This is a genomic window from Rugosimonospora acidiphila (assembly GCF_039543385.1).
Taxonomy (GTDB): Bacteria; Actinomycetota; Actinomycetes; order Mycobacteriales; family Micromonosporaceae; genus Rugosimonospora; species Rugosimonospora acidiphila.
Map to the genome: position 1 here is coordinate 154,841 of NZ_BAABJQ010000016.1, position 13,791 is coordinate 168,631.

The window sequence follows — 13,791 nt, forward strand, 5'->3', positions numbered from 1 at the left end:
AAGTGGCATATCGGACGGTCCCCCGAAGTTGGGGGGCAATCTCAGGGATCGCCCCGACACCCCGGACAATGGAAGCATGCAAACCCGCGCTGACCTTCGTAATGTGGCCATCATCGCCCACGTAGACCACGGCAAGACGACTCTGGTCGACGCCATGCTCCGCCAGTCGGGCGCCTGGCACGCCCGCGCCGAGATGGCTGAGCGGGTGATGGACTCCATGGACCTCGAGCGGGAAAAGGGCATCACCATCCTGGCCAAGAACACGGCGGTGCACTACCGCGGCCAGGACGGCGAGCAGGTCACCATCAACATCATCGATACCCCCGGCCACGCCGACTTCGGCGGCGAGGTCGAGCGCGGACTGACCATGGTCGACGGCGTGCTGCTGCTGGTCGACGCGAGCGAAGGCCCGCTGCCGCAGACCCGGTTCGTGCTGCGCAAGGCGCTGCAGGCCCGGCTGCCGATCGTCCTGGTCATCAACAAGGTGGACCGCCCCGACGCCCGGATCAAGGAGGTCGTGGACGACACCTACGAGCTGTTCCTCGACCTGGACGCCGACGAGGCCCAGATCGACTTCCCGATCGTGTACGCGTGCGCCCGCGACGGGCTCGCCTCGCTCAGCCAGCCGGCGGACGGCTCGGTACCCGACTCGGACTCGCTGCAGCCGCTGTTCAAGACGCTGCTGGAGACCATCCCCGCGCCCTCCTACGAGCCCGACGCGCCGCTGCAGGCGCACGTGACCAACCTGGACGCGTCCCCGTTCCTCGGCCGCCTCGCGCTGTGCCGGATCCGCGAGGGCAACATCCGCAAGGGCCAGACCGTCGCCTGGTGCCGGATCGACGGGACCGTCGAGAAGGTACGCATCTCCGAGCTGCTGATGACCGACGGCCTGGAGCGCAAGCCGGCCGAGCAGGCCGGCGCGGGCGACATCATCGCGGTGGCCGGCATCCCGGAGATCATGATCGGCGAAACCCTCGCCGACGTCGACAACCCGGTGCCGCTGCCGCTGATCCGGGTGGACGAACCGGCCATCTCCATGACGATCGGCACCAACACCTCGCCGCTGGCCGGCCGGGTCAAGGGGGCCAAGGTGACCGCCCGGCTCGTGAAGGACCGGCTGGACCGGGAGCTGGTCGGCAACGTCTCGCTGCGGGTGCTGCCCACCTCGCGGCCGGACGCCTGGGAGGTCCAGGGCCGCGGCGAGCTGGCGCTTGCCATCCTGGTCGAGCAGATGCGCCGCGAGGGGTACGAGCTGACCGTCGGCAAGCCGCAGGTGGTGACCAAGGAGATCGACGGCAAGACCTGCGAGCCGGTGGAGCGGCTGACCATCGACGCCCCCGAGGACTATCTGGGGGCGATCACCCAGCTGCTGGCCACCCGCAAGGGCCGGATGGAGCAGTTGGTCAACCACGGCACCGGCTGGATCCGGATGGAGTGGCTGGTCCCGGCGCGCGGCCTGATCGGTTTCCGCACCGAGTTCCTGACCGACACCCGGGGCACCGGCATCCTGCACCACCTGTTCGACAGCTACGAGCCGTGGTTCGGTGAGCTGCGCACCCGGGCCACCGGGTCGCTGGTGGCCGACCGGGCCGGCGCCGCCACCTCGTACTCGATGTTCAACCTGCAGGAGCGCGGGTCGATGTTCGTGGAGCCGGCCACCGAGGTGTACGAGGGCATGATCATCGGGGAGAATTCGCGCTCCGACGACATGGACGTCAACATCACCAAGGAGAAGAAGCTCACCAACATGCGCTCGTCCACCGGCGAGGAGTTGGAGCGGCTGGTGCCGCCCCGCAAGCTGTCGCTGGAGCAGGCCCTGGAGTTCTGCCGCGAGGACGAGTGCGTCGAGGTGACCCCCGCCGCCGTCCGCATCCGCAAGGTGGTACTCGACTCGGCCGAGCGCGGCCGGCTGGCCAGGCGCCGGGGCCCGAGCCCCGCGTGATCGACGGCCTCGACGACGTACCGGGGACCGTGTCGGTCTGGTGCGCGCCGCTGGGTTCGGCGGCTCCCCGGTACGAGAGGCTGCCCGACGAGCGGCACTACGCCGCGAGCACGATGAAGGTCGCCGTGCTCGCGGCGCTGCACCGGGCGCACGAGGCCGGCCGGCTGGACCTCGACGCGCCGGTACCGGTGCGCAACCGGTTCGTCTCGGCGCTGGCCGGGGCACCCGAGTTCAGCCTGGGCGGCCCGCGCGACGACAACGACGACGCGGTTTGGGACCGGCTGGGCGGCGAGGCCAGCCTGGCCTGGCTGGCCGAACGGATGATCGTGCGGTCCAGCAACCTCGCCGCCAACCTGGTGCTGGCCCACGCCGGCTCGGACGAGGTGGCGCGGGTCTGGCGGCTGGCCGGCGCCACGCACAGCGCCACCCCGCGCGGCATCGAGGACTACGCCGCCCGGGACGCCGGCATCGACAACCTGGTCACCGCGGCCGACCTGGGCCGGCTGCTGGACGCGCTGGCCACCGGCGCCCTGGCCGGCCCGGACGGTACGGCACGGATGCTGGCCACCCTGTTCGCGCAGGAGCACCGGGAGGACCTGGCCGCCGGGCTGCCGACCGGCACCCGGGTGGCGCACAAGAACGGCTGGGTACACGCGGTGCGGCACGCGGCCGGGGTGGTGTACCCGGACGACGCCGACCCGTACACGATCGTGGTCTGCACGACCACGACGCTGGCCGGGCGCAAGGAACCCGACGGCCGGGACGCCGCGTGCGACCTGATCGCGCGCATCGCCCGGGCGAGCTGGGACGCCCGCGTGCCCCGACCGGTCGGCTGACCGGCGCTGCGACCGGCCCGGCCCGGCGCGACGAACAGGACCAGGCCGGCCGTCAGGCCAGCGCCTGCTCCAGGTCGGCCACCAGGTCGTCGGGGTGCTCGATGCCCACGGAGATGCGGATGCTGCCCGTGCCGATGCCGACGGCGCGCAGTTCGTCCCCGTCGAGCTGCCGGTGTGAGGTACTCGCCGGATGCAGGATCAGGGTTTCCGTCCCGCCCAGCGACGGCGCGAGACGGATCAGCCGTACCCTGCCCAACAGCGCCAACCCGGCCTCGAACCCGCCGGCCAGGTCGAAGCTGAACGTCGCCCCGAACCCGGAGAGGAACTTCGCGCCGATCGCGTGGCTCGGATGGTCGGCCAGGCCGCTCCAGTGCACCGCGCTGACCGCCGGGTGCGCGGCGAGCCGGCCCGCGACCACGGCCGCGTTGGCCTCGTGCGCCCGCATCCGCAGCGGCAGGGTGTGCAGGCCACGGATGGTCAGCCAGGCGGCGAACGGATCGGCGGCGGCGCCGAACTCGACCGCGTGCCCCCACAGTTCGCGGTGGTGGGCCTCCTCGGCAAAGACCGCCACGCCGCCGGTGACGTCGGTGTGGCCGCCGAGGTACTTGGTCGCGGAGTGCACGACGATGTCGGCCCCGTGCGCGATCGGCTGGCAGTGCACCGGCGAGGCGAACGTGTTGTCCACAATGGTCAGCAGGCCCGCCTCGCGGGCGACCGCCGAGAGCGCCGGCAGATCGCTGATGTGGCCGGTCGGGTTCGAGATCGTCTCCAGGTAGAGCAGCCTGGTATTCGGCCGGATCGCCGAACGCAGCTCGCCCGCGTCGTGACCGTCGATGTAGGTCGTCTCGATGCCGTACCGCTCGGCGAGATCCCGGAGCACCGTGTAGGTGCCGCCGTAGAGCGAACGCTGCGCGACGACGTGGTCGCCGGTGCGCAGGAGCCCGTGCAGCAGCATGTTGATGGCGCCCATGCCGGAGGAGGTGGCGAGCGCGGCGGCACCACCCTCCAGGTCGGCGACTGCCTGTTCGAGGGCGCGCACGGTGGGGTTGCCGAACCGGCCGTAGACGTAGGCGCCGTCGGGCCGGGTCATGCTGTCCGCGAGCACGTGCGGGTCGTCGAAGGCGAACGACGAGGTCTGGTACAGCGGCACGGACAGCGGGGTGCTGCCGGCGACGGGAGGGGCGGTGATGTGGACCGCGCGGGTGTCCGGATGCATGGCTCCGATATTCGGCAGCCGCCCGGGTGCGGTCCATAGCCAATGCGGGCACATTGGTTTTGCCGATGAAACGAATGGCGGCCCGCTGCCCGCGGTGCCTCTGCCCGCGCGGCTTTCTGCCCGAGCTAGCGCGCCGGGCCCAGCAGCCGGCCTCGCAGCCGCGCGAGCGCCATCTCGTCCAGGCCAAGCCCGACCCGCAGGTACGCGTCCATCGAGCCGTACTCGCGGTCGGCCTCGGCGAACGCCTCGTCCAGGTACTCCGGGGCGGCCACGAAGACCGGCCGCACCAGCTCCGGGTCCACCCCGCGCCGGGAGGCCATGGCGGCGAGGATCGCCTCGTTACCGGCGGCCGAGACCTCGTTGGTCAGCAGGTAGTCGGCGCGGATGGTGTCCCGGTCGGCGCCGAGCGCGGACAGCAGGATCGCGCTCAGCCAGCCGGTGCGGTCCTTACCGGCGCTGCAGTGGTACAGCATCGGGCCGGTGGCGTCGGTGATGCGCTGCATCGCGGTGGCGAACCCGGCCCGGGCGGCCGGTGACGACACGAACCACCGGTAGATCGACAGCATGGCGCCGGGGGTGCCCTCGGTGCCGAGGTCGACGAAGGCGCTCAGGTCGTGGCCGAGCAGTACGGCCGAGACGTAGGTGAAGACCGGGTGCGCCGGATCAAAGATCGGAATGTGTGCGACCTGCGGGCCGGCCGGGAGCCGGTCGGGCGGCGCCACGTCGATCTCGCTGCCGTGGCGCAGATCGAGCAGATCGGTCAGCCCGCACCGGCCGAGCCGGGTCACGTCCTGGTCGGTGAGCCGGCCCAGCGCGGGCGCCCGGTACAGCAGGCCCTCGCGGACCGTACCGCCGCCCGCCGGCAGGCCGCCCATGTCACGGACGTTGGGCGCGCCCGCCAACCCCAGAGATCGCCGCACCTCGGTCACCGGGCCAGTCTGCCCTACCCGCCCACGATCGCCCGACCGGGTCGCCACCCGGTACCCGACCGGGTCAGGCCCTCCGCCACGCGCCTCGCGCGCCGCGTCTCCCCGGCGTGGAGCCGCTTTCCCGGCGGTCAGCGGCCACCGGCGTCGCTGCCGGCACCGGCCGGATCGGCGCTCGGCCCGGGGATCCGGGGGGCCTGCTCCGGATTCCCGGCAGCCGCATCACGGCTCGACTTGATCAGGCTGGCCACCGTGGCCACCAACAGCGCGCCCGCGATCACCGTGAGGGACAGCCAGATCGGAATGTGCGGCGCCCACGGAATCGGCTTCCCGCCGTTGAGGAACGGCAGCTTGTTGGTGTGCAGCGCGTCCAGGATCAGCTTCACGCCGATGAAGCCCAGGACCGCGGCCAGCCCGGTGGACAGGAACACGAGCCGGTCCAGCAGGTTGCCCAGCAGGAAGTACAGCTGCCGCAGCCCCATCAGGGCGAACACGTTGGCGGTGAAGACCAGGTACGCCTGCTTGGTCAGGCCGAAGATGGCGGGGATCGAGTCCAGCGCGAAGATCAGATCGGTGGTACCCAGCGCGACCATCACGATCAGCATCGGCGTGAAGGTCAGTCGGCCGGCGCGCCGCACGAGAATCCGCGCCTCGTGGTATTCGCGGGACACCGGGATCACTCGCCGGGTCCAGCGCAGCAGCGGGTTCTCCTTGAACTCCGGCTCCTCGCCCGATCCTTGCCGCGCGAGGTTGATCGCCGTGTAGAGCAGGAAGAGGCCGAACAGGTAGAAGACCCATTCGAACCGGTCCAGGGCCGCCGCGCCCACCGCGATGAACAACCCCCGCAGGATCAGCGCGAACCCGATGCCCACCAGCAGCGCCTTCTGTTGATAGGCCCGTGGCGTGCGGAATCTCGTCATGATCACGACGAAGACGAACAGATTGTCGACGGACAGGCTGTACTCGGTGAGCCATCCGGCGAAGAACTCGCCCCCGTACCGGCCGCCGTATCCGAGCGATATGCCGATGCCGAACACCACCGCTAGCCCGACGTAGCACGCCACCCAGAGCAACGACTCGCGGATGGACGGCGTGTGCGGCCGCCGGCCGATGATCAGCAGATCCACCGCGAGCATGGCGATCAGGCCGACCAGGCTGACGATCCACATCAGGAGCGACACGTGCACAGCAAAAACCTCCGAAACCACGTAAGTGACTCCAGAGGTCTCCTCCGCCGCCGGCCCGGTCCTTCCGGCGACCCGGTGGCTGACGACACCGGGTGGCTAGGCCACCGTGCTGACGACGCCGTCACATAGGGAGTACTCCCCTCCTGCTGTTCCTATTGTCCCTGATAACCCGGCCGGCGCGCGAGTGGGGGCGCGTGCCGATCCCAGGACATGGCATAGTCCCTGGTCGGGCGGCCCGTCGGGCGCTACCCGGCGAAGCCGCCGGTGTGCTCCCCGGCCGGCGGGTATGGCAGGCTACCCCGCATGGTGCTCGAAGTTGCTCTCATCGACGTGATCCCCGGCCGCGAGGACGAATTCGCCGCCGCCTACGGCAAGGCTCGCGAGATCCTCGCCGATGTGGAGGGTTGCCGTTCGATCCGGATGACTCGCGGCGTGGAGAGCCCGTCGCGGTTCGTGCTCCTGGTCGAGTGGGACTCGCTCGACGCGCACCTGGACAACTTCCGGGCCACCGAGCGCTTCACCACCTGGCGCGGGCTGATCGGCCCGTACTTCGACGGGGCGCCCCGGGTCGAGCACTTCGAGGACCTTTAGCCCTCGGGGCGGCGCCACTGACGGCCAGCGCCGTCGGGCGCCGCCCGGTCTGGTCCGGCTACCGCACGCCGGCGACGTCCATCCCGCGCAGTTCCTTCTTGAGCTCCCCGATCTCGTCCCGGATCCGGGCCGCCAGCTCGAACTGCAGCTCGCGGGCTGCGGCGAGCATCTGCTCGTTGAGGTCCTGAATGAGCTGGGCCAGGTCGGCGCGGGCCATCCCCTCGCGGGACGGCGTGCTCGCCCGGCCCCGGCTGCGGGTCTCGGGGACTGGCGCCTTGCCCCGCGATATCTGGCGCCCGGCACCGCCGACCATGGCATCGTTCTCCTCGGCATCGCGGTAGATGTCGTCGAGGATGTCGTGGATCTTCTTGCGCAGCGGCTGCGGATCGATGCCCCTGGCCTTGTTGTACGCGGTCTGCTTGTCGCGCCGGCGGTTGGTCTCATCGATCGCCTTGGCCATCGAGGGCGTCATCTTGTCCGCATACATGTGGACCTGGCCCGACACGTTACGGGCGGCCCGACCGATGGTCTGCACCAGCGACGTCCCGCTGCGCAGGAAACCCTCCTTGTCCGCGTCGAGGATCGCCACCAGGCTCACCTCGGGCAGGTCGAGGCCCTCCCGGAGCAGGTTGATGCCGACCAGCACGTCAAAGTCACCCTTGCGCAACTCTCGCAGCAATTCGACCCGGCGCAGGGTGTCCACCTCGGAGTGCAGGTACCGCACGCGGATGCCGTGCTCCAGCAGGTAGTCGGTGAGGTCCTCGGCCATCTTCTTGGTCAGCGTGGTGACCAGCACGCGCTCGTCCCGCTCGGTGCGCAGCCGGATCTCGTGCATCAGGTCGTCGATCTGGCCCTTGGTGGGCTTGACCACCACCTCCGGGTCGACCAGGCCGGTCGGCCGGATGACCTGCTCGACCACCTCGCCCTGCGAGTGCTGCAGCTCCCACGGGCCGGGGGTCGCCGACAGGTAGACCATCTGGCCCACCCGCTCCAGGAACTCGTCGAACCGCAGCGGCCGGTTGTCCTGCGCGGAGGGCAGCCGGAACCCGTGGTCCACCAGCATCCGCTTGCGCGACGCGTCGCCCTCATACATGCCGCCGATCTGCGGCACGGTGTTGTGCGACTCGTCGATCACGGTCATGAAGTCGTCCGGGAAGTAGTCGAGCAGGCAGTGTGGCGGGTCGCCGGGCTGCCGGTCGTCGATGTGCATCGAGTAGTTCTCGATGCCGGAGCAGAACCCGACCTGCCGCATCATCTCGATGTCGTATGTGGTGCGCATCCGCAGCCGCTGGGCCTCCAGCAGCTTGCCCTGCGTCTCGAACTCGGCCAGCCGGGCCTCCAGCTCCGCCTCGATCCCGCGGATCGCCCGCTCCATCCGCTCCGGACCCGCCGCGTAGTGGCTGGCCGGGAAGATCAACATCTCGTCGACCTCGCGCACGACATCGCCGGTCAACGGGTGCAGGTAATAGAGCTTCTCGATCTCGTCGCCGAAGAACTCGATGCGCAGCGCGAGCTCCTCGTAGGCGGGGATGATCTCCAGGGTGTCGCCGCGCACCCGGAACGTGCCGCGCTGGAAGGCGAGGTCGTTGCGCGTGTACTGGATGTCGACGAGGCGGCGCAGCAGGTGGTCGCGCTCGAACTCGTCGCCGACGCTCACCTTGACCGCCTGCGCCAGGTATTCGTGCGGCGTGCCCAGGCCGTAGATGGCCGACACGGTGGCCACCACGATGACGTCCCGCCGGGTCAGCAACGACATGGTGGCCGAGTGACGCAGCCGCTCGACCTCCTCATTGATCGAGGAGTCCTTCTCGATGTAGGTGTCGGTCTGCGGGATGTATGCCTCGGGCTGGTAGTAGTCGTAGTAACTGACGAAATATTCCACCGCGTTGCGCGGCAACAGCTCCCGGAACTCCTTGGCCAGCTGGGCGGCGAGCGTCTTGTTGGGGGCGAGCACCAGGGTCGGCCGCTGCATCCGCTCGATCAGCCAGGCCGTGGTCGCGCTCTTACCGGTGCCGGTCGCGCCGAGCAGCACCACGTGCCGGTCGCCGCGCCGCACCCGGCGCTCAAGTTCATCGATCGCTGCCGGTTGGTCGCCAGAGGGTTGGTACTCGCTGATCACCTCAAGGCGATTGTCGAGACGCGGGATGTCCAGGGCCATGAAAACAACGGTACGCCGGGGGTCTGACAGTTCCGCGCCACCGGCCGGAGCCCGGCCGATCGAGGTGGGCGGGGTGGGCCGGCACCGAACCGGACACCGGCGACGGTATGTGCACGATCGGATTCAACATTGCGATTGTGTGGCTGAGATCACCGCGATACCGTCAATACGTGGGCCGCTCGCGGCGGCCGACCGAAGCGACGACCGGACCTCCACACCGGCCGGTCGCGCTCGGCGCATGGGTCTGCAGCCCCGGCCACGCCGGTGAGCGCACCCGTCGCGGTCGCGCAGACGCGCAGACCGGCCGCCGCGAGCTGCCTTATCTGTTGCCCGGCATCGATCTCCCCCGATTGAGGAGCCGCCGCGCGGTCCAGCCGCCGCTCCGGCCGGGACCCTACGCAGTCGCTCGGATGCCTTGAGTCGCAGGTAGACCACGACCAGGTCGGATCGGGCCAACCGCGTGTGCGGGGCTAGACCGGGACCAGCCGCGCGAGCGGTCCAGATCGGACGCAGCCGCACGAGCGGTTCAGATCGGACGCAGCCGCCTGCGCCACATCGCGTCGACCTGAGTGCGCAACTCCTCCAGCGTGCCGTCGTTGGTCAGCACCACGTCGGCGACGGCGCGGCGCTGCTCGTCGGTGGCCTGCGCGGCGATCCGCGCCCGGGCCTCGGACTCGCTCATGCCCCGCACGTCCATCAGCCGCCGCAGCCGGGTGGACTCGTCGGCCTGCACCACGACCACCAGGTCGAAGCCCTTGCCCTGCCCGGTCTCCACCAGCAGCGGCACGTCGTTGACCACGATCGACCCCGACGGCGCCTCGGCCACCAGTTCGGCGGTCCGGGCCCGTACCCGCGGATGGATGATCGACTCCAGTCGGCGCCGGGCCTCGTCGTCGCCGAACACCCGCCGACCCAGCGCTGGGCGGTCGAGCGCGCCGTCCGGACCGAGCACCTCGGGCCCGAACACGCTCACCACCTCGGCCAGCCCGTCGGTGCCGGGCGCAACCACCTCGCGGGCGAGCTGGTCGGCGTCGATCACCCTCGCGCCCAGCTCGGCCAGGCGCCTGGCCACCTCGCTCTTGCCTGCCCCGATGCCACCGGTCAGTCCGACCTTCACGATCATGAGCCTACCGGGTTGGGCCGCGACCCACCGGCGCCCGGCCGGTGGTCGGCGTCTCCGGACGGGCGCCGTCGAATCCTCACCCCGCCGAGCGCCCCCGGACCCGCCGCCCCCGCCCGCCGGCGGCCGCAGGGTGCGAGCAGCGAAAACGGCGGGAGCAGCGAAAACGGCGCGGCCCCGGTCCGGAACGTTCCGGACCGGGGCCGCGTCGCGTGACGCTGACCGGATGGCTCAGCTCTTGCCGCCCGCGAGCTTCTCCCGCAGCGCGGCGAGAGCCTCGTCGGTGGCAAGGGTGCCGGCCGGCTCCTCGGCCGCCTTCGCGGGAGCCGGGGTGGCGGAGCTGACCGAACCGCCGCCCTGCACCGGCTCGGCCGCGGCGTCCGCCGCACGGGCCGTCTGCACCTGCTTGGTGTGGGCCTCCCAGCGCACGCGGGCCTCGGCGTACTGCCGCTCCCACTCCTCGCGCTGCTTCTCGAAGCCCTCGAGCCACTCCCCGGTCTCCGGGTCGAAGCCGTCCGGGTAGATGTAGTTGCCCTCGTTGTCGTAGGTCGCCGACATGCCGTAGAGGGTCGGGTCGAAGTGCTCCTCGCCCTCGACGAAGCCCTCGTTGGCCTGCTTGAGCGACAGCGAGATCCGCCGGCGCTCCAGGTCGATGTCGATGACCTTGACCATGACGTCCGAGCCGACCTGCACGACCTGCTCCGGGATCTCCACGTGGCGCTCGGCCAGCTCGGAGATGTGCACCAGGCCCTCGATGCCGTCGTCCACGCGGACGAAGGCGCCGAACGGCACGAGCTTGGTGACCTTACCCGGAACGATCTGCTGGATCGCGTGCGTCCGAGCGAACTGGCGCCACGGGTCCTCCTGGGTCGCCTTCAGCGACAGGGACACCCGCTCGCGGTCCAGGTCGACGTCGAGCACCTCGACCTCGACCTCCTGGCCCACCTCGACGACCTCGGACGGGTGGTCGATGTGCTTCCAGGACAGCTCGGAGACGTGCACCAGGCCGTCGACGCCACCGAGGTCCACGAAGGCACCGAAGTTGACGATCGACGAGACCACGCCCTTGCGGACCTGGCCCTTCTGCAGCTTGTTGAGGAACTCGGTGCGCACCTCGGACTGGGTCTGCTCGAGGTAGGCGCGGCGGGACAGAACCACGTTGTTACGGTTCTTGTCCAGCTCAATGATCTTCGCCTCGAGCTCCCGGCCGACGTACGGCTGGAGGTCACGGACGCGACGCATCTCGACCAGCGAGGCGGGCAGGAAGCCGCGCAGACCGATGTCGAGGATCAGGCCGCCCTTGACCACCTCGATGACCGAGCCGCGGACGACGCCGTCGTCCTCCTTGATCTTCTCGATGGTGCCCCACGCACGCTCGTACTGCGCGCGCTTCTTCGAGAGGATCAGGCGGCCTTCCTTGTCCTCCTTCTGGAGGACGAGTGCCTCGATGTGGTCATTGATCGAAACAACCTCGGCCGGATCAACGTCGTGCTTGATCGACAACTCACGAGAGGGGATCACGCCCTCGGTCTTGTAGCCGATGTCGAGCAGGACCTCGTCCCGGTCGACCTTGACGACGGTGCCCTCCACGATGTCACCGTCGTTGAAGTACTTGATGGTCTCGTCGATCGCTGCGAGGAAGGCTTCCTCGGAGTTGAAGTCGTCGACGGCGACCTTGTTGCTGGCGCTCGAGGTGGCCTCGATGCTGCTCGTCATGTGGGTTGTTGCTCCGGTCGGATTATGTCGGGCGAACCTGGTGCGTCGCGGGCTCGCCGCGGGCGCGTCCCGAACGAAATCCCCAGAAGATCGTTGGTAGCGTGCCGGCGGCCGCGGACCTGCTCCCTACCGAGATACGCGCCCACGAGTGCATTGACTAGCTTACCGTGCGCATCCGCACAGCGTGCAAGCCCTCTGGCGCGCCGACGCGTACTGTATTCGGGATGAGTTGCGAGCCCGGGGTGGCCCGGCGAGCCGTATCTCCCGAGGAGAGCCGCCGGGCGAGCCGCTCCTGGTGGGACCGGGACGCGGATGACTATCAGGCCGAACATGGCACATTTCTCGGCGACGTCGACTTCCGGTGGTGCCCGGAGGGCCTGCGCGAGGCCGAGGCCGGCCTGCTCGGCCCGGTGGCGGGCCGGCGGGTGCTCGAGGTCGGCTGCGGCGCGGCGGCCGCCTCCCGGTGGCTGGCCACGCAGCATGCCGAGGTGGTGGCGCTGGACCTGTCCGGAGGCATGCTCCGGCACGCGCGTGAGGCCGCCGATCGCAGCGGGGTGCACGTCCCGCTGCTCCAGGCCGACGCGACCGCGCTGCCGCTGGCCGACGCGTCGTTCGACATCGCCTGTACGGCGTTCGGCGCGGTGCCGTTCGTGGCCGACTCCGCCGCGGTGATGCGGGAGGTGTACCGGGTGCTGCGCCCCGGCGGACGCTGGATCTTCGCGGTGACCCATCCGATCCGCTGGATCTTTCTGGACGATCCGGGCGAGAACGGCCTGGTGGCGACCCACTCGTACTTCGACCGCCGGCCGTACGTCGAGTCCGACGAGTCGGGCCGGACCACGTACGTGGAGCAGCACCGCACGCTCGGCGACCGGATCCGTGAGCTGGTCGCCGCCGGGTTCACGCTGGAGGATCTGATCGAACCCGAGTGGCCGCCGGGGCACGAGGAAATCTGGGGCCAGTGGAGCCCGCTGCGCGGCCGGATCTTCCCGGGTACCGCGATCTTCGTGGCCGCCCGGCCCCGATCCTGACCTCGATCCCGGACCGGCGACCCCACTGCCCGCGGGGTCGCCGGCGCACGGCGCTTGTTTGCCGTTCTGAGCGGTCAGGTCCCAGGCCGGTCAGGCGTTCAGCTGCGCCAGCGCCGTCGCGATCGACTCGGCGATCGGAGTGGTCGAGCGGCCGATGAGCCGCGACAGGTCACCCGGGCCGCCGGCCAGCGCGCCCCGGCTGATCGCGGCGTCGACGTCCACCAGGATGTCGGCGAGCGCCCCGGGCACGCCCGCGCTGGTCATCAGGGCCTTGTGCGCCTCGGGCGACAGGGACTCGTGCACGACCTTCCGGCCGGACTGCCGGGACACCTCCTCGGCGAACTCCTCGAAGGTCCACTCAGCGTCGCCGCCCAGTTCGTACGCCTTGTTGAGGTGCCCGTGGTGGTTGAGCACGACCGCGGCGGCCGCGGCGTAGTCCGTGCGCGGGGCGGTCGCCAGCCGGGCCCCGGGCACGACGCTGTTGGAGATCGCGCCGCGCTCCAGGATGCCGGCGAGGTCGCCGGTGAACATCGACGCGTCCGAGTACCAGTTGTTGCGCAGGAAGGTGTACGAGAGACCGGAGTTGAGGATGAGCTGCTCGGTCTCGCGGTGCTCGCCGGCGAGCAGGAAGTCGGCCTTCGGCCCGCCGAACACGCCGGTGTAGGCCAGCTGGGCCACGCCCGCCGCCCGGGCAGCGTCGATCACCGCGCGGTGCTGGGGCATGCGGCTGCCCACGTCGGTACCGGAGATCAACAGCACCCGGTCCTCGGGCCGCAGCAGCCCCTCGAACATCTCGGGCCGGTCGTAGTCGGCGATGTGCAGCCGCAGGCCCCGGGCTGCGAGGTCGGCGGCCCGCTCCTTGCTGCGCGCAACGGCCGTGATCCCATCCGCGGAAACCCCGGCGTCCAGCAGGTCGGCGATGATCATGCGGCCGAGCTGCCCGGTTGCCCCGGTGATGACGATGCTCATACGAGGTGCTTCTTCCCGTTGTGTGTCATAAGGTGCGACCCCTACGGTCGGACCTTACCCTAGAAGCGGTACAGGATGTTCCGAAAGTACCCACTTTGA

10 protein-coding genes and 1 pseudogene are annotated in these 13,791 nt (G+C 70.3%); 4 read left to right on the forward strand and 7 right to left on the reverse strand.

Translation table 11 applies throughout. The annotated features are described in order from the left end of the window. Window positions 1-76 precede the first annotated feature (76 nt). On the forward strand, window positions 77-1,942 hold the full coding sequence (typA, locus tag ABEA87_RS25185; protein ID WP_345633474.1) for a translational GTPase TypA: 1,866 nt from the start codon (window positions 77-79) through the stop codon (window positions 1,940-1,942). After that, window positions 1,939-2,778: a serine hydrolase gene (locus tag ABEA87_RS25190; protein WP_345633477.1), complete on the forward strand. Its 840-nt coding sequence runs from the start codon at window positions 1,939-1,941 to the stop codon at window positions 2,776-2,778. The genes typA and ABEA87_RS25190 overlap by 4 nt, the downstream gene beginning before the upstream one ends. 52 nt (window positions 2,779-2,830) lie before the next feature. On the opposite strand, the gene ABEA87_RS25195 is transcribed toward ABEA87_RS25190, so the two are convergent. The 3 genes from ABEA87_RS25195 to ABEA87_RS25205 form a co-directional block, all read right to left on the reverse strand. Next, on the reverse strand, window positions 2,831-3,994 hold the full coding sequence (locus ABEA87_RS25195) for a trans-sulfuration enzyme family protein (RefSeq protein ID WP_345633480.1): 1,164 nt from the start codon (window positions 3,992-3,994) through the stop codon (window positions 2,831-2,833). 125 nt (window positions 3,995-4,119) lie between these two features. Further along, window positions 4,120-4,914 carry a tyrosine-protein phosphatase gene (locus ABEA87_RS25200; RefSeq protein ID WP_345633612.1) on the reverse strand — a complete coding sequence of 265 codons (795 nt, stop codon included), beginning with the start codon at window positions 4,912-4,914 and terminating at the stop codon, window positions 4,120-4,122. Window positions 4,915-5,051: 137 nt separating this feature from the next. Further along, complete coding sequence (locus tag ABEA87_RS25205) at window positions 5,052-6,107, reverse strand: TerC family protein (protein ID WP_345633483.1); 1,056 nt, start codon at window positions 6,105-6,107, stop codon at window positions 5,052-5,054. Between the two features lie 303 nt (window positions 6,108-6,410). Here ABEA87_RS25205 and ABEA87_RS25210 point away from each other — a divergent pair, with 303 nt between their 5' ends. Then, a complete protein-coding gene (locus tag ABEA87_RS25210; protein ID WP_345633486.1) occupies window positions 6,411-6,698 on the forward strand; it encodes an antibiotic biosynthesis monooxygenase family protein in 288 nt (95 codons plus the stop codon). 58 nt (window positions 6,699-6,756) lie between these two features. Here the strand turns inward: ABEA87_RS25210 and uvrB are convergent, their stop codons facing one another. The 3 genes and pseudogenes from uvrB to rpsA form a co-directional block, all read right to left on the reverse strand. Continuing rightward, the gene (uvrB, locus tag ABEA87_RS25215; protein ID WP_345633489.1) at window positions 6,757-8,856 is read right to left on the reverse strand and encodes an excinuclease ABC subunit UvrB; all 2,100 of its coding nucleotides are present in this window, start codon (window positions 8,854-8,856) and stop codon (window positions 6,757-6,759) included. A 532-nt stretch (window positions 8,857-9,388) separates the two neighbouring features. Next, window positions 9,389-9,976 (reverse strand): annotated as a pseudogene (gene coaE / locus ABEA87_RS25220) (dephospho-CoA kinase); the annotation flags it as partial. A 231-nt stretch (window positions 9,977-10,207) separates the two neighbouring features. Continuing rightward, window positions 10,208-11,692 carry a 30S ribosomal protein S1 gene (gene rpsA / locus ABEA87_RS25225; protein WP_345633492.1) on the reverse strand — a complete coding sequence of 495 codons (1,485 nt, stop codon included), beginning with the start codon at window positions 11,690-11,692 and terminating at the stop codon, window positions 10,208-10,210. Between the two features lie 224 nt (window positions 11,693-11,916). Between rpsA and ABEA87_RS25230 the strand changes: the two genes are divergently transcribed. Then, window positions 11,917-12,723 carry a class I SAM-dependent methyltransferase gene (locus ABEA87_RS25230; RefSeq protein ID WP_345633495.1) on the forward strand — a complete coding sequence of 269 codons (807 nt, stop codon included), beginning with the start codon at window positions 11,917-11,919 and terminating at the stop codon, window positions 12,721-12,723. 90 nt (window positions 12,724-12,813) lie between these two features. On the opposite strand, the gene ABEA87_RS25235 is transcribed toward ABEA87_RS25230, so the two are convergent. Beyond that, window positions 12,814-13,692 (reverse strand): SDR family oxidoreductase, encoded by an 879-nt coding sequence (locus ABEA87_RS25235; RefSeq protein ID WP_345633498.1) that lies wholly within the window; start codon window positions 13,690-13,692, stop codon window positions 12,814-12,816. Window positions 13,693-13,791 lie beyond the last annotated feature (99 nt).